14 protein-coding genes, 2 tRNA genes and 1 pseudogene are annotated in these 24,401 nt (G+C 36.5%); 9 read left to right on the top strand and 8 right to left on the bottom strand.

Features of this window, described 5'->3' with window-relative positions; genetic code table 11:
• Both ACFIL3_RS04165 and gpsA read left to right on the top strand, forming a co-directional pair.
• Positions 1–435, top strand: a pseudogene (locus ACFIL3_RS04165) (cytochrome o ubiquinol oxidase subunit IV); the annotation flags it as partial.
• Between the two features lie 398 nt (positions 436–833).
• Positions 834–1,841: an NAD(P)H-dependent glycerol-3-phosphate dehydrogenase gene (gpsA, locus tag ACFIL3_RS04160; RefSeq protein WP_375612834.1), complete on the top strand. Its 1,008-nt coding sequence runs from the start codon at positions 834–836 to the stop codon at positions 1,839–1,841.
• Positions 1,842–3,686: 1,845 nt separating this feature from the next.
• On the opposite strand, the gene fabI is transcribed toward gpsA, so the two are convergent.
• From fabI to fabA, 3 genes are read right to left on the bottom strand one after another with little or no spacing between them, the layout of a single operon-like run.
• Entirely contained in the window at positions 3,687–4,505 is an 819-nt protein-coding gene (fabI, locus tag ACFIL3_RS04155; RefSeq protein ID WP_375610038.1) for an enoyl-ACP reductase FabI, read from the bottom strand.
• A 48-nt stretch (positions 4,506–4,553) separates the two neighbouring features.
• Positions 4,554–5,774, bottom strand: coding sequence for a beta-ketoacyl-ACP synthase I (fabB, locus tag ACFIL3_RS04150; RefSeq protein ID WP_375628420.1), 1,221 nt, complete (start codon positions 5,772–5,774; stop codon positions 4,554–4,556).
• 57 nt (positions 5,775–5,831) lie between these two features.
• Positions 5,832–6,341, bottom strand: coding sequence for a 3-hydroxyacyl-[acyl-carrier-protein] dehydratase FabA (gene fabA, locus ACFIL3_RS04145; protein WP_273722474.1), 510 nt, complete (start codon positions 6,339–6,341; stop codon positions 5,832–5,834).
• A 232-nt stretch (positions 6,342–6,573) separates the two neighbouring features.
• Between fabA and irrA the strand changes: the two genes are divergently transcribed.
• The gene (irrA, locus tag ACFIL3_RS04140; protein ID WP_375612837.1) at positions 6,574–7,086 is read left to right on the top strand and encodes an iron response transcriptional regulator IrrA; all 513 of its coding nucleotides are present in this window, start codon (positions 6,574–6,576) and stop codon (positions 7,084–7,086) included.
• A 46-nt stretch (positions 7,087–7,132) separates the two neighbouring features.
• Here irrA and ACFIL3_RS04135 read toward each other — a convergent pair whose 3' ends face one another.
• The 4 genes from ACFIL3_RS04135 to ACFIL3_RS04120 form a co-directional block, all read right to left on the bottom strand.
• Entirely contained in the window at positions 7,133–7,693 is a 561-nt protein-coding gene (locus tag ACFIL3_RS04135; RefSeq protein WP_375612838.1) for an SH3 domain-containing protein, read from the bottom strand.
• 1,619 nt (positions 7,694–9,312) lie between these two features.
• Entirely contained in the window at positions 9,313–9,546 is a 234-nt protein-coding gene (rpsU, locus tag ACFIL3_RS04130; RefSeq protein ID WP_012754552.1) for a 30S ribosomal protein S21, read from the bottom strand.
• A gap of 185 nt (positions 9,547–9,731) precedes the next feature.
• Positions 9,732–11,405, bottom strand: coding sequence for a formate--tetrahydrofolate ligase (locus ACFIL3_RS04125; RefSeq protein ID WP_375681863.1), 1,674 nt, complete (start codon positions 11,403–11,405; stop codon positions 9,732–9,734).
• 755 nt (positions 11,406–12,160) lie between these two features.
• Positions 12,161–12,237: transfer RNA gene (locus ACFIL3_RS04120), tRNA-Arg, on the bottom strand.
• Positions 12,238–12,605: 368 nt separating this feature from the next.
• Between ACFIL3_RS04120 and ACFIL3_RS04115 the strand changes: the two genes are divergently transcribed.
• The 3 genes from ACFIL3_RS04115 to pgi all read left to right on the top strand — a co-directional run bounded on the left by ACFIL3_RS04115 (position 12,606) and on the right by pgi (position 18,730).
• Positions 12,606–13,745, top strand: coding sequence for an efflux RND transporter periplasmic adaptor subunit (locus tag ACFIL3_RS04115; protein WP_375628415.1), 1,140 nt, complete (start codon positions 12,606–12,608; stop codon positions 13,743–13,745).
• Positions 13,742–16,876 (top strand): efflux RND transporter permease subunit, encoded by a 3,135-nt coding sequence (locus ACFIL3_RS04110; RefSeq protein ID WP_375612840.1) that lies wholly within the window; start codon positions 13,742–13,744, stop codon positions 16,874–16,876. Before ACFIL3_RS04115 ends, ACFIL3_RS04110 begins: the two co-directional genes overlap by 4 nt.
• A gap of 189 nt (positions 16,877–17,065) precedes the next feature.
• Positions 17,066–18,730, top strand: coding sequence for a glucose-6-phosphate isomerase (gene pgi / locus ACFIL3_RS04105; protein WP_375612841.1), 1,665 nt, complete (start codon positions 17,066–17,068; stop codon positions 18,728–18,730).
• Between the two features lie 317 nt (positions 18,731–19,047).
• Here the strand turns inward: pgi and ACFIL3_RS04100 are convergent.
• Positions 19,048–19,137, bottom strand: a tRNA-Ser gene (locus ACFIL3_RS04100).
• Between the two features lie 285 nt (positions 19,138–19,422).
• Here ACFIL3_RS04100 and rplU point away from each other — a divergent pair.
• The 3 genes from rplU (at position 19,423) to ptsP (ending at position 24,132) form a co-directional block, all read left to right on the top strand.
• Positions 19,423–19,902, top strand: coding sequence for a 50S ribosomal protein L21 (gene rplU / locus ACFIL3_RS04095; protein WP_375681862.1), 480 nt, complete (start codon positions 19,423–19,425; stop codon positions 19,900–19,902).
• Positions 19,903–19,914: 12 nt separating this feature from the next.
• Positions 19,915–20,184, top strand: coding sequence for a 50S ribosomal protein L27 (gene rpmA / locus ACFIL3_RS04090; RefSeq protein WP_100130483.1), 270 nt, complete (start codon positions 19,915–19,917; stop codon positions 20,182–20,184).
• A 1,416-nt stretch (positions 20,185–21,600) separates the two neighbouring features.
• On the top strand, positions 21,601–24,132 hold the full coding sequence (gene ptsP / locus ACFIL3_RS04085) for a phosphoenolpyruvate--protein phosphotransferase (RefSeq protein WP_375681861.1): 2,532 nt from the start codon (positions 21,601–21,603) through the stop codon (positions 24,130–24,132).
• Positions 24,133–24,401 lie beyond the last annotated feature (269 nt).

Below are 24,401 nucleotides of genomic sequence, written 5' to 3'. Positions count from 1 at the left end.
ACTCCTGTAGATCAAGCACCTGGTTCAGAAATGCCTATGGGGCAGGGTCTAAGTACGCAAACTCCTGTAGATCAAGCTCCTGGTTCAGAAATGCCTATGGGGCAGGGTCTAAGTACGCAAACTCCTGTAGATCAAGCACCTGGTTCAGAAATGCCCATGGGGCAGGGTCTAGGTACGCAAACTCCTGTAGATCAAGCACCTGGTTCAGAAATGCCCATGGGGCAGGGTCTAGGTACGCAAACTCCTGTAGATCAAGCACCTGTTTCAGAAATGCCTATGGGGCAGGGTCTAGGTACACAAACTCCTGTAGATCAAGCACCTGGTTCAGAAATGCCTATGGGGCAGGGTCTAAGTACGCAAACTCCTGTAGATCAAGCACCTGGTTCAGAAATGCCCATGGAGCAAGGTCCAAATACGCAGTTTCCTGTGGAGTAGTTGTTAGAAATATCTACGGAGCTGATGCGGCATGTATCAGCTTCGTAGAAGAAATTTGTAGGATATAAAGCAGGAGATAAGTACAAGATATCAGTGGAATGAGTATCATTATTTTGAATATACTTTTAATTTAAAAGAGAAAGTCCGTGGGGTATTTAGCCAATCTTTAATTTTTGAGACAAATAGCTATTTGTAGAATATACAAAAAGTGATGTTTGTAAAATTTACTACAAAGAAAGAGAATGTGCGAAACAAATTTTTATATTGTGTGAGATAAAAAAGCTACGAAGCAGTAATATTTTTAGATTTAAAGAATTTATATTAAAGATAGCATTAAAATTATTGTAATAATAATATGCAATTGAAATCAAAAATTTAGAGAATAATCAGAAAATTTAATGAAAACCGTTGCAATGACAGTTATAGGTGCTGGTTCTTTTGGTACTGCATTAGCGATAGCTCTTGCCCGTAATGGTCATAATGTTTTACTTTGGGGATATAGTCCTCAACATATCAAAGAATTACAGGAACAACGTTGTAATCAAGTATATTTACCCGATGTTCGATTTCCTGAAAATTTATTACTTGAAGCTTCCCTTGAAACTGCAATAACGGCAAGTCACAATATATTAATCGCTGTTCCAAGCCATGTATTTCATCAAGTTTTGTATAATATTCAGCCTTATTTAGATCAGCATTCACGCGTTATTTGGGCTACAAAAGGTTTAGAACATGGTACTGGACGTTTCTTACAAGAGGTTGCTCGTGAGATTTTAGGTGAAAAAATTCCTTTAGCTGTTTTTTCTGGACCAACTTTTGCTCAAGAACTAGCTATTGGTTGGCCTACTGCAATGACGATAGCAGCTTCTGATGTTGAGTTTGGTAAAGAATTGCAGCAACTTTTTCATTGTGACAAAAGTTTTAGAGTTTATAAAAGTTCAGATATGATTGGTGTTCAATTAGGGGGGGCAGTCAAAAATGTTATTGCTATTGGTGCAGGAATATCAGATGGCATAGGTTTTGGGGCAAATGCACGAATAGCTCTTATCACACGAGGACTAGCTGAAATCAGTCGTTTAGGGGAGGCTATGGGTGCTGAGCTTTCCACATTTATGGGAATGACAGGCTTAGGTGATCTGGTTTTGACATGTACTGATAATCAGTCGCGTAATCGCCGTTTTGGAATACTTCTTGGTAAAGGAATAGATATAAAAGAAGCAGAAAAACAAATTGGTCAGGTTGTGGAAGGATACTTAAATACCAAGGAAGTATATACGTTGGCGCAGCGTATTGGGGTAGAAATGCCCATTGTAGAACAAATTTATCAAATTCTCTATTGTGGTAAAAATATAACTGAAGCGGCAAACACATTACTAAGCCGCGCTCTCAAGGACGAAATTCAATGATATCCTGTTTTTTAATAATTCCAATCGTAAAAAATAGAAACATGCTATGATAGACATATAAAATAGATTTTATTGATGGTTGTATAAGGCAGTCATATTCCAGAAAATTATAGATTCATATCATTCGATTCTTTATGAAACATGGCTGAAATATAAAAGTTTTGGCTTTTGTCTAAGAGCTATCTCTTTGAAGATAAATTGTCGTTTCCACTTATACGTGTTTATGTAATGTAATGAACAAGATATTTTTATTGTCTCTTAAATTCATCTCACAATGATATTTGCAAACAGAATAATACAAGACTCATTAGGTAGAAGCATCTTATTTATGTAACGTATAAGCTAAGAATATCGGGGCAGGGATATTGTGAATCTCTGTTTTTGTAATTCTTTAAAACAAGAAGACAATCTAATTTGGGAAGAAGATGAAATTTTAAAGCTGAAAATCTGTTCCCATTTCTACAATCATTTTTAAATTCAGTTTTACGCTATCTAAAGCAATATCTTTTAAATAATGGAGATTATCTCACACCTTTATTTTTCTCATTTTCTAATGAAAGCATTTTTCTGATGTGTCAGGTAAAATAGAACGTCCAAAAAAACACGATTGCTGTTATATATTCACGTGCTTGTTTTAAAGAGACCTCTCTTAAAAATCCTAAGTCCAATTTGCGACGGTGACTGTGAATAGTGTAACCGATAAAGCTATTGTGCACATCCCCATCTTTATGTTTATGAAGGAGGAAGACGAGCATCATTACACCCCCAAATGTTGTGAGACAGCTCTTGGCACTTGAAGCTGTTCAGTAGAGATATTTAAGCCTTTTATTTTCTCACATGTCAATTCTGTTTTTTATATGCAAGAAATGATTTTTGGAATTATAACTTTGAAAGTCTAAGATTGAAAAAATGTTATTGTACTTGTTTGTGGCTGTCATTTAAACTGAAAAATAATGTGATTATAAAGATAAGAAATTGCTTTATATAAATAATTCATTTTATTTTTGTATTGAGTTAATTAAAAATATATGTTTGCTTGTCACAAGCGGGTTAGTATGTGGATAAAAATTATTAAAGATACTTCTAATGAATCATCTCAAGTGTCAAGGGTTGTTTCAATATTAGAACATGGCAAGTAAAATGACGGTGTCGGTTTGTCATCTGTATAAACATTAAAATGGTGGTAAAAAAAGGATTTTATGTACTTCACAAGGATTTTTTATATGTTCTACAGGTACCATTGTGAAATGGAATGGCGTGCATTGAGAGATATCTTTAAAAAATGCATGAAGGAGAAACAGCTATAGTGTTTTTGGGTGTTCTATTTTACCTGACACATCAGAGCAATGCTTTCATTAAAGAACAATAGTAAGATTAATGATTGATTTCTTTACGCCTTCATATTCATCCTAAATTAGATTGTATTTGCGTTTCAAGAATAAATCAAACGGTAGGAATATTTTTTCAATTTGCTACACAAAAGCTGAAACTAAGGGTTTTAATAATTCTCTAATCTCTGTTTCAAACTGCGGTGGCATGAGGGTTGGATATTGATTTATAAGCAATGGCAAAAGCGTATGCTTTAGTAAGGTAAATAACGTCATAAAATACACACTTTATCAACCATGGATTGAAGAAATATTCCGGCTTTTATAAAATATTTTGCGAAACAAGGCATCGTACATCTGGTTTTGTATTGACTTATTCTTACAAACATTTGCACATATTCCTTACGTCATATTATTATAAGTCAATACACTATTATATAGCTGAGAAAGTACTCAATACCCGATTAAAGCACTATGTACATGATTGATTTTCTTTTTTAGTGCAATGAAATAAATTTTATTCTTCTTGGGAATCGTCACTTTTTTTCAGTTCTTCAAGTATTGGCATAGACATGATGTTATAGCCTGAATCAACATAATGGATTTCACCTGTAACACCTGATGATAAGTCAGAGAGTAGATAAAGAGCAGATTTTCCAATTTCATGAATATCTACGGTACGCCGTAATGGGGCATTACGGCGTTGATGTGAAAATATTGCCCGTGCAGCTGCAATACCATTACCTGCTAAAGTTCTAACAGGACCAGCGGAAATCGCATTGACACGAATATTTTGAGGACCAAAGTCCGCTGCTAAATAACGTACCATAGCTTCTAAAGCTGCTTTAGCAACACCCATGATGTTATAATTAGGCACAACTTGCTGTGAAGCACCATAGGTAAGAGTTAAAAGTGTTCCTCCATTGGGCATAAGCTTACCCGCGCGCTGGGCAATTTCAGTAAAGGAATAAGCTGAAATAACCATCGTGCGTTGAAAGTTTTCACGTGTTGTAACATCAACGTAACGCCCTTTTAGCTGAGTTTTATCTGAAAAACCAATGGCATGGACAATAAAATCAATTGTTTTCCATTCTTTTTCAAGTTGCTCAAAGACGTAATCAATATTTTCACTTTTTTCAACGTCACACTCTAGCACTAATTTGCAGCCAAGTTTATCTGCTAGGGGATGAACACGTTTTCCAAAAGCATTTCCTTGATAAGTCAACGCTAATTCCGCTCCTGCTTGTGCGAGCTGACAGGCAATGCCCCAAGCAATTGAATGGTCATTCGCAATTCCCATAATAAGGCCGCGTTTGCCCTCCATCAAACCTTTCATATTATTCTCCGTAAGACCGTACTTTTTTCAATTACTAAGAGCTTTTGTTTATACATAACGTTGGAAAACAAGCGTTGCATTGGTACCGCCAAAGCCAAAAGTATTCGACAATACGGTATTCAGTTGTTGATGATCACGTCGTTCACGAACGATTGGCATATCAGCAAAAGCTGGATCAAGTTCTTCAATATGGGCACTTTCACAAATAAAATTATGATTCATCATTAACAATGTATAGATTGCTTCGTGAACACCTGCTGCTCCCAAGGAATGTCCTGTTAGAGACTTGGTAGCGGAAATGGGGGGGCATTGATCACCTGCTCCAAAGACACGACGGATAGCTTCTATCTCAGGAGGATCACCAACAGGAGTTGCTGTCGCATGGGGATTGATATAATCAATTTTATTATCGACTGTTGCAAGGGCCATGCGCATGCATCGTTCTGCTCCCTCTCCTGATGGGGCAACCATATCATGTCCATCGGATGTCGCACCGTATCCAACGATTTCTCCGTAGATTTTTGCACCACGTGCTTTAGCAAGTTCTAAATCTTCAAGGACTAAAACGCCAGCACCTCCAGCAATGACAAAACCATCACGATTAACATCATAAGCACGTGAAGCTTTGTGAGGAATGTCATTATATCTGCTGGACATAGCGCCCATGGCATCGAATAAAACAGATAGTGTCCAATCCAAATCTTCGCAGCCACCGGCAAAGATGCGCTTCTGTTTACCATATTGTATCATTTCGTAAGCATTACCAATACAATGATTGGAGGTAGCACAAGCTGAAGAGATTGAATAATTGATCCCCTTTATTTTAAAGAAAGTTGCTAATGTTGCAGATGCTGTGGAACTCATCGCTTTAGGGACAACAAAAGGTCCAACACGTTTTGGACCTTTTTGGCGTGTAATGTCAGCAGCTTCTACGATTGAATGTGTTGAAGCACCTCCAGAACCCATAATAATACCCGTGTGTTCGTTCGATACTTCATGCGGTTCTAGACCCGCATCAGCAATTGCTTGATCCATGGCGATGTGATTCCATGCTGTTCCACGCCCATGAAAACGTAGAGCACGTCGATCTACGAGTTCTTCTATATTAATATCGGGCTTGCCATAAACTCTGCTACGAAAGCCTAATTCAGCATATTGAGGTGCGTAAGAAATTCCGGATTTTGCTTCACGTAAACTGGTTAAAACAGCTCCAGGATTATTTCCAATTGCGGAGACAATTCCCATTCCGGTTACAACAACTCGACGCATTCATACCTCCTCGTTCCATACAGAATAGTGAAAAGTTCTTTCTGACGGAAATAACGTTCAATCTTCTTTGAATAAAGCAACGCGTAAATCGTTCGCCTTATAAATAGTCTCTCCATCTGCTTTTAGCCACCCATCAGCTATTCCTAAGACTAAATTTCCACGTCGAATACGCTTAAAATCTATTTCATATTCAAGAATTTTGGTTTGTGGAGTTACCATCCCTGATAACTTTACTTCACCTGTTGATATTGCTCTTCCTTTGCCTGGTTCGCCTAGCCAACCAAGAAAAAAACCTGTTAATTGCCACATACCATCCAGTCCGAGACATCCTGGCATGACGGGATCGCCTATAAAGTGACAATTAAAGAACCACATGTCTGGTGTAATGTCAAATTCGGCGCGAACCATTCCTTTATCGTATTTACCATCAGTTTCACTAATTTGAGTGATTCGATGAATCATTAACATTGGCGGTGCTGGCAATTGCGCATTACCTCTACCAAACATTTCGCCGCGAGCGCAGCTTAGAAGCTCTTCATATGTGTAGCGAGACTTTTGTTCAGCCATTGTTACTCCATTTATTTGCATATATCTTTATTTCTGCGCTTTTCCCAACCTACTTTTAGAGCAAATTTTAAAGAGAGGGAAATGATTTTATATCATTTTTAATGACAAAAGCCTTTTTTTATGTATTCTACATAGGTAATTATTTAAAAATGGAATACAAGATTACACCATACTATTCCCATTTTTTTGTATTTTGATCTTATTTAGCAGGAATATATTTGGGTTTGTAATTATGTCAGTGAGTGCAGACAATTTAGATATGAATGAAGAGCAGCAGTTCACAAAAGAGTGTGGAAAAATTGTGCAATATTATTCCATTTCTATGTTAGAAAAACATTTGCGTCAAAATGGTCTGCGTCCAACACGTCAGCGGTTGGAACTTGCACATATGATTTTTTCTCAAGGAAATCGTCATATTACTGCTGAAGAGCTCTATGAGGAAGCGGTGAGGGCAGGTGTACCTGTATCTTTAGCAACGGTTTATAATACGCTTCATCAATTTACGGAAGCGGGATTATTACGGATTATTGCCGTAGAAGGCTCAAAAACTTGGTTTGATACCAATACCTCTGATCACTACCATTTTTATATAGAAGGCGAAAATCGTATTCTTGATATTCCTTATAATTTGGAAGAAGCTCCCATTATTAGAAATTTGCCTAAGCCACCAGAAGGTATGGAAATTTCACATGTTGATTTAATCGTGCGATTGAAACCAAAAAATCAATCTTGTGATAGGCAGTGAGGATATTCAATGAGGAATAAAAATTAAACTTGTTGAGTTTGAGTATTCACCAACCTTTTACTTTTTCATCAGGATAGATTCCCCATAACTGGGGTTGCTGAAGCCATCCGCGCGTATTATTAATGTTTAGTTCGCACCATTGTCCATCACATTGGCGGATGTTACCAATGACGTTAGGTTCTACTTCCGCCACAAGTTCTGCGTTGTCGGTGGGGTTTTTTCGTAGCATCAGCCTTTTTGTTTTATCTTTTTGCCATGGAATAGTTATAGCAGTTCGCTTTCCCGATAAAAGCGATTGATACACCCATCCCTCATCGCCTTCTGCATCACGAATTTTGCGCCATTGATCATATTCTTGAATGATTTCAATAGGTAAGCCCTTCTTTTTGTAGGTGAAAATGATTGAATAGTTGCTTCCTGGTCCGACGCGTACATTAACGCTGGTGGGTTTAATCGAAGCAAATCGCGGAAGTGGTAAACCACTGGGCCCTAAATTTTGATTAAATGTTTGTGCATGCAACAAATGAGATGAACCCAATACAATGACTATTGCTATTAAGATACATGATATGAGTATTGAAACGCGAAACCAACGAGAATTTTGCACACCGAACTCCTTTATTTCGTCATATATTGGAAATTTAAAATCTGAAAGATAAGACTGGAAACTGATAAAAAGTATGACACATTGCTCGTTAAAGAGATCTAAACGATGAAAAAATTGCTACAAAAATATCAAAATAAGGAAAACAAAAGGTTTGTATTTCTTAGTGCTTATCTTGTTTATGAGGGGGTAGATATAAATAAACATTAGATTTTTATGTAGCTGTAAGCGTGATAAAACAGTAAAGTATATTGGAGCCATAGGCAGTTTTTGTACAGGAAATTAGGGCTAAAGTATTGCATCTCTTTTTTGAGTTTGTTTCTCAAAGTAAAAGTGCATGTATGCATACTATGAACAAAGAGCTGTTCAGAAAGGGATTATTGTGTGGCTTGAAAAGAAGTTTTGAATGAACAAAATAATACGATAAATAAAACATTTAAGCGTAAAAATATGAGCAACATTATAGAGTAGATTGATATATGAAGGGCTAATTTTAACAGGACACTTTTTCGTGATAATTCATTTATAAAATTTTCTACACTCTAATCTTATGCCATGATAATGCTTATCCGTATGGTAGATAAGCTGGCTCCATCGTTCTATTTACCAGCTTTCAATGTTATGCAGTTCCTATTATTTATAGTGTTTATAAGAAGCATTTTTGTTTTTTCTTAAATAGCTTTTATTCTATTTGCATACGAATCCCGCTTATGATGTACAAGAAAATAATCTTGATTGATTCAATATGAGAAAGTGTTGAGAAACTTTACGTTATTCAGAATTATTACTTAATATGAAAAACGATTACTTATAATAATAAATCTCCGCGTTAAAAACTTTAACTCGTTATTTAAATTTTAAAAACATTTCCATCAAAAATGGTAATAAAAGGCACATTCATCCATATTAAAATACAGTGTTTTCTCTGTTTATTGTCAATTTTCTTTTTCTCTAACTCAGTATAGAAGAAAGTTGAATGAAATAGAAAGGCTTATTCGATACACTGATGAGGGTAATTACATAAGTGATGAATAGAAGAAATTTATCAAGAAAAAAGAATCTATAGTGCAGTGGTTGAAATTCGTCATCCTTTAGAGAGACAGAATCAAGAGATATAAAAAGTTATGGAATTATATCGTTTCGTTACATAACTGAAGGGAAAGAGGATTATGAATTTGATATTATATTTTACACACAATCGCATATTGCGATAGTTATTTTTGTTTTGTAATCAGACCTAGGATGATCGAAAGATGTAGAATATTTAATGACAAAAAAGAAGTTCATCATGAAATTTGTACATAAGAAGCAGTGATGTAAGAGATATCCAGAAGGAGAAAATTATAGCGAAAAGTGATAATAAAACACCCCGCACTCAATTTACATAGGAAAAAGTCGCTTAAATATCTCAAGTGTAGTTTGTTATCTATTTTTAAAATATAAGAGTGAAATAAAAACCACCTCTATGATAGAAACCTTATTATTTTCAAATAACTAACATATTAGATAACATTGTACATAAAAACCTACACAAGCAATTCATCGCAATTGCCTATGAAGATAAAATTTTCTAGTAGCTTACTATCTATTGCTTATGCAATTATATAATATCATAAAGCACATTACTTTACCGCAACAGTCCGTCCGTTACTAACAAAACCTTCTCTTTGTGCACGCTTACGAGCAAGCTTACGTGTACGACGAATAGCCTCAGCTTTTTCACGAGCACGCTTCTCAGATGGCTTCTCATAATAACTACGCATTTTCATTTCACGGAAGATACCTTCACGCTGCATCTTTTTTTTCAACGCGCGGAGCGCTTGATCAACATTATTATCACGAACGAGTACTTGCACTATTTATCCTGCTTTTTTCAGTGTCACAAATAATAGGAAAACCTACGTCCTTTTAAAGGCATATCCAAAAGGACAGAAACTTATATCATATAAATAAGACATTTGTCTATATCGCTTTTAAAAATTCTATTTTTTTTGTAATAAAATGCTTTTTATAATGAATGATAGATTTCATGATTATAAACTTATGAAAGTCCTTGTATTTGATCATTTTCGTCAAGATGAATTTTTTCCGCCGTGGGATAATGGGGTAGTCCCGGCATGGTCATAACATCTCCACAAATGACAACAATAAAGCCGGCTCCCGCACAGAGACGAACTTCTCGTATGGGAATTTCAAAATCAACAGGAGCTCCGTATTGCTTGGGATCAGAAGAAAAAGAATAAGGTGTTTTGGCCATACAAATAGGGTAGACGCCAAAACCTTCTTTTTCCCAAGTTTCAAGTTGTTTGAGAATAGGGGCTGAGATGATGGCGCCACGTCCACCGTATAGCTTTGTTATAATACAATTAATTTTTTGAACGAGTGGAATATCATCTTGATAGAGAACTTTAAAATCAGAATTGTGCTTTTCAATCAAGGTAACGAGTTCTTGTGCAAGTTCTATAGCGCCTTTTCCACCTTGTTCCCAATGCTTACAGATAATAGCTTTGTGTCCAGTTGTTGCAACTATTTTTTGTAATGTTTTTATTTCAGCATCGCTATCGCTGTCAAAATGATTGATAGCCACAACACAAGGAATACCGTAGTGCTTCATATTTTTTATGTGTCGTAAAAGATTGGCAGCTCCTTTTTCTAAAGCGGTGATATTTTCTTCTGTCAGGTTATTTTTATCCAGACCACCATTCATTTTTAATGCACGAATAGTTGCGACGATCACTGTAGCATTTGGTACAATACCTGCTTGCCTACATTTAATATTGAAGAACTTTTCTGCTCCAAGATCTGCTCCAAACCCTGCTTCTGTGACAACATAATCAGCAAGTTTTAAAGCAGTTTTTGTTGCTATAACTGAATTGCAACCATGAGCAATGTTGGCAAAAGGTCCTCCATGAACGAGAACAGGATTATTTTCAATTGTCTGTACGAGATTGGGTTGTATAGCATCTTTGAGAAGAACTGCCATTGCACCTTCCGCATTGAGATCAGCAACGGTGATGGGCGTTTTATCATAACGATAAGCAACAATAATTTTTTTGAGTCTTTGTGTAAGGTTTTCTAAATTTTCAGAGAGACAAAGAAGCGCCATAATTTCTGATGCAACAGTAATATCAAAACCTGTTTGACGTGGAAAACCATTTGTTATGCCCCCCAATGAAATGACAATATCGCGCAATACACGGTCATTCATATCAAGAACGCGTTTCCAAACAATGCGACGTGGATCAATGTTTAGAGTATTTCCCCAATAAAGATGATTATCTATCATTGCGGCAAGAAGATTATGAGCAGATGTAATAGCATGAAAATCACCGGTAAAATGTAAATTAAGGTCATCCATTGGAATGACTTGCGCATAACCACCACCAGCAGCACCACCTTTTACACCAAAACAGGGACCTAAAGATGGTTCTCTCAAGGTAGCTATTGTTTTTTTACCAATAAGATTAAGAGCATCACTTAGTCCAACTGTTGTTGTTGTTTTGCCTTCTCCGGCAGGTGTGGGATTGATAGCTGTGACAAGGATAAGTTTACCATCTGGATTTTTATTAAGCGATTTTATGTATTCAGAAGAAATTTTAGCTTTATCATGACCATAGGGAATGAGATTTTCATGTGAAATACCAATTTTTTGTGCAATTTCAATAATATGTTGCTTTTTAGCAGTGCGAGCAATTTCAATATCAGTTTTAGGCATGGAAAAATTCTTTAAATTCAGCTTTTATTAATGTTTGAGATCTGTACTCCATGGATTAATTAGAAAAATTCATAGAGAACAGAAAAATATTAAGATATCATAGAAATCGATGATATGCCATGCAAGAGATAATGCTAAAGAAGCACAAGAAGAGTTTTATTGTTTTTTAGGAAAAAGAATCTTTTTGCTTTTAAGCAGTAAAAATACGTTTAATTCAATTAAAAATATTGCGAAAAGAAGCTTTGGTTTGCAACAAATGCTGATGACATTAATGGATACCATAAGTGTTTCATAGTAGTACGTTTGAGAAGTAGTTTATTTATTCTTTCCAACAACACACTGAAAAAGTTTCACATGGTGGTAAACCGGAATTTATGGCGGCACATCTGAAGTCCCTCTTAAGATGGGACTGCTAGGAATAAAATATCCAGAAACATCCAGTTATGGAACAATTAGAAATAAGCACGTAAAAAATTACCTAACTGAGTAGAGAGTATAATCCGGAAGAGACCAAAAACAAGCGCATAGATTGATAAAAGAAAACAACAACATACGCTACTCATGCAATCGCTACGATTATAAGCTAATAAAAGCACCTTAGAGCTGAATTGAAGGACTCATAACATCTTATTCTAGCAAAATGGCTAAAGAAACGACTCACAACAGAATGAAATAACAAAATACAAAGATAGGTAAAAATAAATCACAAAATAAAGAATTTAAAAAGTCTGACTTTATAAGAAGATATTGATAGATGGCGCACCCGAAGAGATTCGAACTCCTGACCCCCAGATTCGTAGTCTGGTGCTCTATCCAGCTGAGCTACGGGTGCATACATTTCAATTTTTTACATTGTCTAAGACAAAGGGTTCCTAATCGTTTCATTAAAGAAATGCAAGTGAAACTTGAGTCGTCATAAAAAAAATCTCTCTTTTTTTATGATATATTTTAAAAAAGGATATAATATATTATGGCTTCAGTTGGTTTTGATATGAACATTTTTTTGTCATGACCATACAAAGCAATATGAACGATAGTTAACTTGACGTTTTAATCTATGAAAGATAGTCAAGCAGAGATGAGATGTGTTTTTTGCGGTGGGGGTAAGATATATACACCCGCTGTTGGGTTTTTGTGTAAAACGCCGATATTACTGTTGAAAACTATTTCAGATGAACATGACACAGCAAGGGCGGATGTATGGCGTTATTAAAAAAGAGCTTTCCATTAGTGTTTTTAATCGTTGTTTTAACGGTTACTTATTGGGCTGGAAAAAAGAGTGCAGACCAACCCATTTCTATGGTGGATAAAACAAGAGTATCGGATAAAGCTTCAAATGAAAAAATGGGAAGGCCACCGGTAAATGTTGTCGTTGATCTTGTAAAAGTTCAAGATCTTTATGAACAACTTAACGTTCTTGGGAGTGGAAAAGCTCTTGCAGAAGTCGAGCTTACCCCTTTATCCTCAGGTGTTATTGATAAGCTTTTTGTATCAGCGGGTACAAAAGTACAAGCTGATGATGTGATTGCAAAGCTTGATTCTAAAAAAGAAGAAATAGCGGCTGCAAAAGCAAAAGTGCAACGTGATAACAATGCGTTGACGCTTTCGCGTATTCTTAAATTACGCGCCAGCAATACGGCAACGGAAGTTCAAGAAATTATGGCACGCTTAGAGTTGGATAACGCAAATTTAGTTTTGCGTAATGCTGAATTAGATCTCGATCGGCGAACAATTCGAGCACCGATTCCTGGAGTTGTTGGTATTTTGCCCGTTGATGCGGGGAATAACGTGACCCTTAATACTGTAATAGGCCGTATTGAGAATAGAGAACGTATTTTGGTCGATATATGGGCCCCTGAACGATATGTGTCGCGCATCCATAAAGGAGATGAGGTAACGGCAACGTTAATCGCGCAGCCAGATAGATCTTTTGTTGGTCATATTTATGCGATTGATAATATCGTTGATCCAGAAAGTCGCACACTTCATGTTCAGGTTGAAATCAATAATGAAAAAGATACGCTCATGTCTGGTATGTCCTTTTCTGTTTCCTTGCAGTTTCATGGTGGTTCTTTTCCTGTCGTTAATCCTCTTGCAGTTCAATGGAATAGTAAAGGGTCATTCGTTTGGCGTGTGAGAGAAGGAAAAGTAGAGGCTATACCCGTATCAATTATTCAGCATAAAGCCGATCATGTTTTCGTGAAAGCTCCCCTAGAAAATGGTGATCAAGTTGTCATTCAAGGGGTGCAAATGCTTTATCCAGGAAGTAAAGTAACTATTGATGATCCAAAGTCTCATCAACAGCAATTATCAGTAGGTTATGGAACGGATATACAATGAGCCAAGAATTGAGCACAAAACAGCCTATGTCAAAGGTGGAGCAAGGTGGTCTCATTACCTTATTTATTCGCAGACCGGTTTTTACTCTTGTTTTGAATGCTATGATCATCATTGCAGGATTTGCAGCATGGTTAAATGTTGATGTAAGAGAATTACCCGATGTTGATACTCCTGTAACAACGATTGTGACGATGTTTTCTGGTGCATCGGCAGAAACAATTGATCGTGAAGTTACAAAAGTTATAGAAGATGCTGTTTCTCGTGTTTCAGGTGTTAAGACGATTTCTTCAACGTCTTCTTTTGGACGCTCCCGTGTGAAGATTAACTTTAATGTCGGTGTTGATTTGAATGTTGCAGCATCTGATATTCGTGATGCTCTCTCTCGTGTTACCTATTCTTTACCGAAAGATGCGGATTCGCCTTTGATTATTAAAGCAGATTCGAATGCTGCTGCCATGATGTATTTGGTTGTGACGTCACCAACAATGAGTGTTGATGATTTAACCACGATTGTAAACGATCAGATTGTTGATGCTATTTCTGCTGTTGATGGTGTTGGTGATGTACAGGTCGATAGTGCTCGCACAAAGATTTTTCAGATTGATATAGATCAAGCAAAACTTGCAAGTTATGGATTAACTGTAGCAGATATTTCACGTGTTCTTGCTGATATGACAACAGATGTGCCAGTAGGGTCATTACGCAATTCTAAGCAAACTTTAGTTGTACGTGCTACTGCACGTTTAACAACACCAGAATCTTTTGAACAAGTTGTTTTAAAGCCTCATGTGCATCTTGGTGATGTTGCGCATGTGACTTTATCGCCGGATATAGAAACAGTTATTCTTCGTATCAATGGAAAGACAGGTATTGGATTAGGTATCGTGCGTAAAGCACAATCCAACACTCTTAATATTTCTGAAGGTGTGAGAGCCGTTGTTGATAATCTCAAAAGTATTGTTCCTTCTTCTGTAAATATAGACGTTATTAATGACGATGCAATTTTTATTAAAAGCGCTCTTCATGAGGTTGAAGTTGCGTTGGTCATTGCTATTTTGAGCGTTATCTTGGTCATTTTTCTTTTTCTCAGAGACATTCGTGTAACGCTGATACCTGCTTTATCTCTTCCTGTCGCTTTGATTGGTACCATTGCGGCTATTTATCTTGTAGGGTTTTCATTGAATATTCTCACATTTTTAGGACTTGTTTTAGCAACAGGGCTTGTTGTGGATGATGCCATTGTTGTTCTTGAGAATATTGTTCGGTGGCGCAATATGGGATTAGGTTCCAGAGCAGCAGCGGTGATAGGAACACGTGAAGTATTTTTTGCTGTTTTAGCAACAACATTGACATTAGTGGCTGTGTTTGTTCCTATTTCCTTTCTTCCTGGGCAAGTTGGAGGTCTTTTTAGAGAATTTGGTTTTGTTTTGGCAATTTCTATTTTGCTTTCTTCAGTTGTTGCCTTAACGCTTTGTCCAATGTTGGCTTCGCGTTTTCTCAAAGAACATATTGAGGAAAAAGAGGAAAAGTCCCATCATTTTGCTTTTTTATATAAATTAGGTACTTTTTTTCATAAGGCATATACTTACAGTTTGCATAAGTGTTTAGAAAAGCCTTGGGCTGTTGTTTTTGCTTCACTTATTTTTGCGGGTCTTTGTGTTGGAGGCTATACGAAGCTACAACAGGAATTAACGCCAGCAGAAGACAGAGCTGTGATCTTTTTGGTTATTAATGGACCACAAGGTATTTCAACACAATATTTGAACGAGCAAATAGAGCAAATTGAAGCAAGTCTACAGCCATTACGTGATGCAGGGGAGATTGCTAACAGTTACTCTATTGCGGGTGCTGGCGGTTCACCCAATACTGCTTTTTTGATTTTATTGCTTTCATCTTGGGATAAACGTTTACGGAGTCAGCAAGAAATCGTGAAAGATATTAATGCAAAGGTTAAACAGTTTCCCGCAGTTTTTGTGTTTGCTGCGCAGGGAAATTCTCTAGGTGTGAGCGGAACTGGGCAAGGGTTGCAATTTGCAATTCTTGGCAATGATTATGCAATATTACAACCCATTGCTGATAAGCTGGTAAGTGCTTTACAAGATGATCCGCGTTTTATTCGCCCACGCCTTACTGTTGATGCAACACAACCGCAATTTTTTATTGAAATCAATCGAAAAAAAGCCTCCGATTTAGGGATTGATATCACCAATTTGGGCGATACATTACAAACAATGTTGGATGGTAAAAAGATTGGTTCCATTAACGTGGATGATCATTCTTACGATGTTAAATTGATATCGCGTACAAATTCTATGAAGAGTCCTAGCGATTTAGAAAATATTTTTTTAAAAACCAAAGACAATCGATATGTTCCTTTATCGGTTATTGCGCGTTTACATGAAAAAGCTATTGCTCCTCAATTAAAACGGGAAAAACGCATGAGTGCTGTTATTTTAAGCGCAAATCTTACTCCAGATATCGCTTTAGGGGAAGCTTACCAAACTGTACAGAAAATTGCTTCTCCTTTGTTATCAAAAGGAACCTATTTGGTTCCCTTAGGGGAAGCCGAAACGCTTAATGAAACATCTTCCAATTTTATGATTGTTTTTGGCATTGCCTTTTTGATTATTTTATTGATTTTGGCAGCTCAGTTTGAAAGCTTTATTTCAGGATTCATTATTATGGCCACTGTCCCATTAGGGATTGGTTGTGCTGTAATTGCTATGCTATTAAGTGGTGTAAGTCTTAATATTTACAGCCAAATTGGATTAATTTTGTTAATTGGTGTTATGGCAAAAAATGGTATTCTCATTGTTGAATTTGCAGATCAATTACGCGATCAGGGAAGAAGCGTGCGTGAAGCCGTAGAAGAAGCAGCAAACATTCGCCTTCGTCCAGTTTGTATGACAATGATTTGTGCCATTTTAGGAGGTATTCCTTTGGTTTTGGCCAAAGGTGCTGGCGCAGAAGCTCGTATAGCCTTAGGTTGGGTTATCGTTGGTGGCTTAGGTTTAGCAACTATTTTTACGCTTTATGTCACACCGGTTGTTTATCTTTTTTTAGGGCGTTTTATAAGACCAAAAGCAGAAGAAGATTTACGTTTAACAAAAGAACTCAATCAAGTTAAATGATGTATATGATAGAAAAGATTTGAAAGTTTATTCTTGTAAAAATATCATTTTCGGATCTTATCCTTTTATTTTGTATATTCCTTCATTTTTATGTGAGCAGTGAAAATAGCGAGCAATAAAGGAGGTGTTTTCTGCTTTGTTATTGTTTGGGCATAGATTTCATTATCAATAACCGTATAGGATAAGCTTATGGGAGATAGCTTTTCGATTCGAAATGAAATGGCTTTTGAAGCCACATTAAAAGCTTTAAGAAACCATGCCGCAAAGGATGGGGTCTATGATATTCGTCGGCATTTTGTAGAAGATGAACAGCGTTTTTCCCATTTTTCCCTCAGACTTGATGATCTTCTTTTCGATTTTTCAAAATGTGGTGTGACATTTAAAACATTGCAACTTCTAGATGATTTAGCGGTCGCAGCAGATGTGTTAGGCCGGCGTGATGCAATGTTTTCTGGTAAGGCGATTAATACAACTGAAAAACGCTCAGTTCTTCATATTGCATTACGTTTACCTGCTGATGAAATTTTCATGTTGGATGGTCATAATCTTATTCGCGATATTCAAGACGTCCTTGAAGATATGGAAAGATTTTCTGAAAAGGTGCGTGATGGAAGCTATAAGGGAAGCAGTGGCGAGAGAATAAGTGATATTGTCAATATTGGTATTGGTGGTTCTGATCTTGGTCCTGCAATGGTCACATATGCTTTAAAACCTTATCATGATGGTCCACAGTGTCATTTTGTTTCGAATGCTGACAGTGCCCATATTTCTGATACTCTCTCTATTTTGAATCCAGCAACAACGCTGTTTGTCATTGCTTCTAAAACTTTTACAACGGCTGAAACAATGGTCAATGCTCAAGTTGCACGTCAGTGGATTTGTTCACATTTAGGAGAAGAAGCCGTTTGTACGCATTTTGTTGCTGTTTCAAGTGCGCTTGATAAAGTGGCAGAATTTGGCATAGATTCCACAAGAGTTTTTAAATTTTGGAATTGGGTTGGAGGACGTTATTCAATTTGGTCAGCCATTGGACTTGTTGTTATGTTTGCAATAGGTGGTGGAAATTTTCGCCAATTTCTCAATGGTGCTTTGCAAATGGATCAACATTTTAAAACTATGCCTTTGCATAAAAATATTCCTATTCGTTTTGCTCTTTTAGGATTCTGGCATCGTGTTATTTGTGGTTATTCATCACGTTCGATCATTCCTTATGCACAGCGTTTAATACATTTTCCAGCTTATTTACAACAGCTTGATATGGAATCAAATGGTAAACAAGTCTCGCTGGATGGAAAACCATTAAGTTTTTCAAGTGGTCCAATTGTTTGGGGGGATTCAGGAACAAATAGTCAACATGCTTTTTTTCAGCTTCTGCATCAAGGAACAGATATTATTCCTGTAGAATTTATTTTATTTATAAAAGGGCATGAGAAAAAATTACATTCTATGTATGAGATGTTGCTAGCAAACGGTTTAGCACAATCAAAAGCCTTGATGAAGGGGCGTAGTCTTGAAGATGCTCGGCATATCTTGATAAAAAATGGAGTTGATGAGGGTGAAGCAGACCATTTAGCACGTCATAGAAGTTTTAAAGGAAACCGTCCCAGCATTACGCTGGTTCAAGATTCATTAACACCTTTTGCACTCGGTCGTCTTATTGCGCTTTATGAACATCGCACTTTTGTTGAAGGGATTTTAATGAATATTAATTCATTTGATCAATGGGGTGTTGAACTTGGTAAAGAATTAGCAAACGAGTTACTACCAATTCTTCGTGGAGAAAGTAAAGCGGATAATCGTGATAGTTCAACATTAGGGTTGCTAGCACATATTCAAGCAAGACGTGCAAAATAATATAATTTTACAGTAGGTTTTGTACTAACTAAGCAAAAGTAGAAGGAGGAGAAATATGAGATAATTCTTTAATTTTACTATGCCTTCTCTTATTATCTGGATTAGATTTATGTAACAGAAAATCAAAAAAGTGCAAAAATTGTAAAAATGAGAATTTATTCGCAAAAACGATAAAGACCTTTGAGAGGTCTTTGAAGACCCTTTGAGCCCCCCCTTAAAATCCTTCGAAAAAAATAAATTGGTACAAAACCTGCTGACAAGCTACAACCGGAAAGCTACGATTAAAGACAGTTTTAATAATATCGCTTTATAAACTGTGGCGGAGAGAGAGGGATTTGAACCCCCGATAGAGTTACCCCTATGCCGCATTTCGAGTGCGGTGCTTTCAACCACTCAGCCATCTCTCCATAATAAAGTGAAACAAAAATCGGCACTATTTGAGTGTATAAGTGGTAGATAACCTTCAATTGTTTTTGGTACAACCTTTTTTTCTTTTTTATGGGACTTTATTGACAGAGAATAGAAATTCCTTCATATATACAAAATATAAGCGTGGGGAAATCTGCGCATATTTGTGTTGAAGAAGGTTTTATCCTTCTTTGGGATCTATTACGACTGATAAAAAGCAGCCTATTTTCCCTTATTTCAAGGCAGAAATTAAATAAGAGCTGGAGTGAACGGAAGGATAAAAAATGTTCGCAGTCATTAAAACTGGTGGTAAGCAATACCGCATTGTTGCTAATCAAGTGGTAAAAGTTGAAAAAGTTAGTGGAAATGCGGGTGATGTTGTTGAATTCAATGACATATTAATGATTGGGCAAGAAGGTAATGCGGTTATTGGTACCCCTGTCGTTGCTGATGCATTGGTGACAGCTGAGATTTTAGAACAGGCACGTGGGCGCAAGGTTATCGCATTTAAGAAGCGCCGTCGTCAAAATTCTAAACGCACGCGTGGCCATCGTCAAGAATTTACGAGGCTTCGTGTTTTAGAAATTTTAATGGGTGGTTCAAAACCTAAAAAAGTTGCTGCGAAACCGATAAAAGAAGAAGAAACTACACCACAAGAAACAAAAGCTGCTGCTTCTGTTGAGAAGACGGCTAAAAAAACGGTTGAAAAAAAGACTGCGCCGCAGAAGAAAGCGTCTGTAGCATCAAAGAGTAAGAAAGATTAAAGGAGAGCGTCTATGGCACATAAAAAAGCTGGTGGTTCCTCGCGTAATGGTCGTGATTCAGAATCGAAACGTCTAGGCGTTAAAAAATTTGGTGGTGAAACCGTTATTGCCGGAAATATTATTATTCGCCAGCGTGGTACACGTTGGCATCCTGGTAACAATGTTGGTATTGGAAAAGATCATACGCTTTTTGCATTATCAAATGGAAAGGTTTCTTTTCAACGCAAAGCGGGTAATCGTTCCTATGTTTCAGTCATTCCTATGCTGGAGGCAGCAGAGTAATCTGTAACACTCTCTAGAAATCAACAGGATTTCATTGAATTATAGTTGTGGTTTTATAAGTATTAAAAGGGAAAGATAGAGTCTTATCTTTCCCTTTTTGCGTTGGTACTATAATAAATGTAGAAGATATACGAAAAAGGTAGAATTGAGGAAATGGCTTTTCTCAATGAGGGAAAAAGTTTCTGCGCTGTTATGTTAGTATTTAGTACTGAACATATTGATATTATGATAGAGTTTGTTGATAAGTTTCTGTATAATAATAGTGAGGAGAGACTTTCTTTTTATGTATGAAGAAGCGTCGAGTAATTTCTTATAAGAGAAGCAGTTTGTTTTCAGAAAATTATGAGAAATTTAATGAGAGCATTATTGATGTAATCATTTTGATAAAGATGGATCTTTTTATCGGCATTGTGGTATTGATGAGTTGTCATACTGTTTTTAGGTGGTAGTGTGGATAGGTGGGGCTATTCATTTAAAAAGACATAGGGATAAAAAATCCATAAAAAGGTAGTCAAAACGACTTTGAAAGTGACGTGCATTAAGGAATTTTCGGTAAATCGAGAGTGAAATTATATTTTTAAGGAGGACGGTGTTTAAAGATATAAAAATAACCAACGTGCAATCAGCGCCCTTCAAGAATATTTTTTCTGATTTCACTATTATTGTGTATTGTTGAAAATAAACAAGCATAAGAGCTAGAGTTAAGGCAATAATTGCGTTTCATTTTTTACTTTATTTATCTTATTTGTAGAGTTTTTCTTGATTTTAGTTGTTGGTGATGGTGCTTGGAGGGTGTCGTACTTTGCAAATGTGCGACAGAGGGCATTGTGTATTTGCGATATTGATTGAAGTAAAGGTGTAGCTTAAAATATATAAATATTATATATCGAGGGTTTGATATCATAAGATGGGCAGCACGGAATTTTAAAGATGATAAGTTGCATGGAGCAATTTGTAATTATGTAATGAATTTATAAAGAGGGATAATAGGTTAAATAAACTTTGAGGAATCAATCAAAATATTAGCTGAAGTTACGGATGATTGGGAAGGATGCTTTCTTGTAGGAAAAATAATGAAAAGTTATGTTGGATAACTTAGGATCAACTTAGGATAATAAGAGCATTTTGAAAGCATAGTTTTTCAGGTGATTGGTGCTGTAAAAAACGGGGTTTTGTCTTTGTAAAGTAAAAGAGTAAGAGGCGGACTTGTTTATGATGGTTTTAAGCACTTAGGTGGATAATAATATCTAATTGTTTTATCGGTTATATTGAGGTATTTAAGCACCTCACTTAGCTATATTCTGTAAAATATAAATAAAGCTGTGGTGGTATTTATAGCTTGTATTTTGGGAAATGCAGCTTTGAAAAGGAATGTGTCAGAGATATTGGTGTTCAAATGTGAGGCAATTTGAATTCATGATGAGATATGAGAAAGCAGAAGCAATGAATGTAGATTTTGCTGATGGTGAAATCTTGTCTATAAGATCTGTACAACTTGCAGCTGCTTTTGATCATAAAAATGATGCAATTTATGCTGCTGCTGAATTGCTTGTGCAGGTTGGTGCAGTTGATAAGTGTTATCTGGCAAGCATGCTTGCACGTGAAGAAACAACCAATACTTGGCTTGGAAATGGTATAGCCATTCCTCATGGTATGGCTGAAAATCGTGATTTAATTATCAAGGATGCTGTTGCTGTTATACAGGTTCCTGCTGGTGTTGAGTGGCAGGATGGCAAGAAAGCATATTTGGTTATTGCCATTGCAGCGTGTCCAGATCGCTATAGAGAAATTTGTAAAAAATTGACGTCTCTTTTATTTGATAAAAAACAGCTTGAAGTACTTGCAACAACTATGGACAAACAACAAATTGTTACAACTTTGTTTGACCAAAATATGAAGATAGAAAAAACTTTTATTGGTGACCTTTCTGTATGTCAGGAATGGACTTTAGATTATCCAAGTGGTCTTCATGCACGACCAGCTTCTCTTTGGGTTGATTTTGCGAAAAAGGCTCAAAACTCTATCAGAGTTCGCCATGGTCAATATACCGTTGAAATGAAAAATTTGGTTGGTTTATTGCAATTAGGAGTAAAAAACGGTGATGTTCTGATTTTTTCTACAGATGCTGCAGAAGGAGCACAACTTCTCAATGATGCCATTGCTATTGCAAAAAAAGTGAGTATTAGTGAAAAATGTCTGATGAGAGCAATGGAATCTCAAACAAAGGCTTTTCATGGTTGGTATCCACGCTCTATGCAAAAAGGCATTTCTGGTGTTGGAGCGAGTTCAGGATTAGCATTTGGTAAGATTTTTGTTTTAAGGCAAAATGATATTTCCATAATAGATCAGCCAATTGATTTTGCAGCTGGTGCAGCATGTCTTGAAAATGCTCTTACAAAAACAAAACATAAAATGGCATCTGTGATTTCTGATATTACAGTGCGTATGGGAGCAGATTCTGCTGCGATTTTTTCTGCGCAAATGGTTTTGCTTGAAGATGAAAATTTAATAGCTCAAGCTTGTCGTTTTATAGCGGAAGGTCATGGTGTCGCTTGGTCTTGGGATAGAGCGGTTCGTCAATTTTCAGATATGTTTTTTAAGGTAGATAATCCTTTGTTAGCAGCACGTGCTGTTAATTTAGTTGATGTTGGTCGACGTGTTTTAGGTGAAATCAATCCATCCTATAGATCGTTCTTTTTAAATGATATTCCACATGGTGTAATTCTGGTTACAAATGACCTTTCTCCTTCTGATGTAGCACAACTTGATTGTACAAGGGTAAAAGGATTAGCAACAGCATGGGGAGGTCCATTATCTCATACAGCTATTTTGGCGCGTACTCTTGGTATTCCAATGGTTGTTGCTGCAGGTGATGATATTTTAGCAATTCAGTCTGATATTCAGGCTATTATTGATGGCGATAACGGGTTTATTTACCTTAATCCTACGCTTGAAGACGTTGAAGATGCTCAAAGGCATATTGATACTGTTGCGCAAAAACGTGTCAGTGAAATAAGTGCGTGTAGATTACCAGCGCAAACGATAGATGGTCAAAGAATTCGTATCATGGCTAATGTCAACTACGCAAATCAGGTTCCTGTTGCGCTTGATTTAGGGGCTGAAGGTGTTGGACTCATGCGCACGGAATTTTTGTTTTTAGAGAATCCATATATTCCGGATGAAGAGCTACAATTTAATATATATCGGGCGATGATTACAGCTGTAGGAGATAAGCCATTAATTATTCGTGCACTTGATATTGGTGGAGATAAACAGGTTACGCATTTACATTTATCTAAAGAGGACAATCCTTTTTTAGGTGTTCGAGGAACGCGGCTTTTGTTACGTCGACGTGATCTTTTGGTGCCTCAATTACGTGCTTTATATCGAGCGGCAAAAGAGGGTGGAGATCTATGGATTGTGTTTCCGATGGTCATGTCTGTTTCAGAGATTGTCGCTATAAAAAAGATTGCAGAGGAAATCCGCAACGATGTTGATGCACCAAAATTAAAACTTGGTATTATGATCGAAGTTCCAGCAGCGGCCATTATGGCAGATGTATTAAGCGCCCATGTTGATTTTTTTTCAATTGGAACCAATGACCTAACACAGTATACAATGGCTGTTGATCGGCAAAATCCGTACCTTGTGTCTGAAGCTGATAGCCTTGATCCAGCAGTTTTGCGTATGATTTATCAGACTATTCAGGGAGCTGCACAACATAAGTGTTGGGTTAGTGTATGTGGTGGTATGGCTGGAGATCCTTTTGGTGCAATGATTTTGACTGGATTGGGAATTAATGAGCTTTCTATGATATCTTGCGATATTTCTCCAGTAAAGGCGTGTTTACAGACTCATAGTTTTGAAGATATGAAAATTTTAGCACAAAAAGCATTACAATGTGAAACTGCACGAGCTGTACGTGCTCTAAGCAAGGATATAAGGTAATAAAGAACATTAAGGGGAAAGAACGAGCTCATTTTGCAGAGTAATCAGATCTTTAGTGCTGTAAAACATTAATACAGTATATGAATTTATAATGGTAATTTATCGTTTTACATAATGAGAACCCTGAATATTGTAGGGTTTTTTCGTTTTAAATTTCTCTATATTTAATTAATAAAAATTACCCTTTTATACATTACAAGGAGGAGTAATGTATGGATAAAAACACTCTAAGAAAGAATAAATTCCTTTTATGCATTCTCTCAAATAGC

The sequence above is a fragment of the Bartonella sp. CE47NXGY genome, assembly GCF_042195415.1.
Classification (GTDB): Bacteria; Pseudomonadota; Alphaproteobacteria; order Rhizobiales; family Rhizobiaceae; genus Bartonella.
Note: the sequence above shows the minus strand (reverse complement) of the source record. Positions and strands in the feature narration are given on the sequence as shown.

Coding starts and splice junctions, on each gene's coding strand:
- gpsA (WP_375612834.1), top strand. CDS start 834: ATGAAAACCGTTGCAATGACAGTTATAGGTGCTGGTTCTTTTGGTACT.
- fabI (WP_375610038.1), bottom strand. CDS start 4,505: ATGAAAGGTTTGATGGAGGGCAAACGCGGCCTTATTATGGGAATTGCG.
- fabB (WP_375628420.1), bottom strand. CDS start 5,774: ATGCGTCGAGTTGTTGTAACCGGAATGGGAATTGTCTCCGCAATTGGA.
- fabA (WP_273722474.1), bottom strand. CDS start 6,341: ATGGCTGAACAAAAGTCTCGCTACACATATGAAGAGCTTCTAAGCTGC.
- irrA (WP_375612837.1), top strand. CDS start 6,574: ATGTCAGTGAGTGCAGACAATTTAGATATGAATGAAGAGCAGCAGTTC.
- ACFIL3_RS04125 (WP_375681863.1), bottom strand. CDS start 11,405: ATGCCTAAAACTGATATTGAAATTGCTCGCACTGCTAAAAAGCAACAT.
- ACFIL3_RS04115 (WP_375628415.1), top strand. CDS start 12,606: ATGGCGTTATTAAAAAAGAGCTTTCCATTAGTGTTTTTAATCGTTGTT.
- ACFIL3_RS04110 (WP_375612840.1), top strand. CDS start 13,742: ATGAGCCAAGAATTGAGCACAAAACAGCCTATGTCAAAGGTGGAGCAA.
- pgi (WP_375612841.1), top strand. CDS start 17,066: ATGGGAGATAGCTTTTCGATTCGAAATGAAATGGCTTTTGAAGCCACA.
- rplU (WP_375681862.1), top strand. CDS start 19,423: ATGTTCGCAGTCATTAAAACTGGTGGTAAGCAATACCGCATTGTTGCT.
- rpmA (WP_100130483.1), top strand. CDS start 19,915: ATGGCACATAAAAAAGCTGGTGGTTCCTCGCGTAATGGTCGTGATTCA.
- ptsP (WP_375681861.1), top strand. CDS start 21,601: ATGATGAGATATGAGAAAGCAGAAGCAATGAATGTAGATTTTGCTGAT.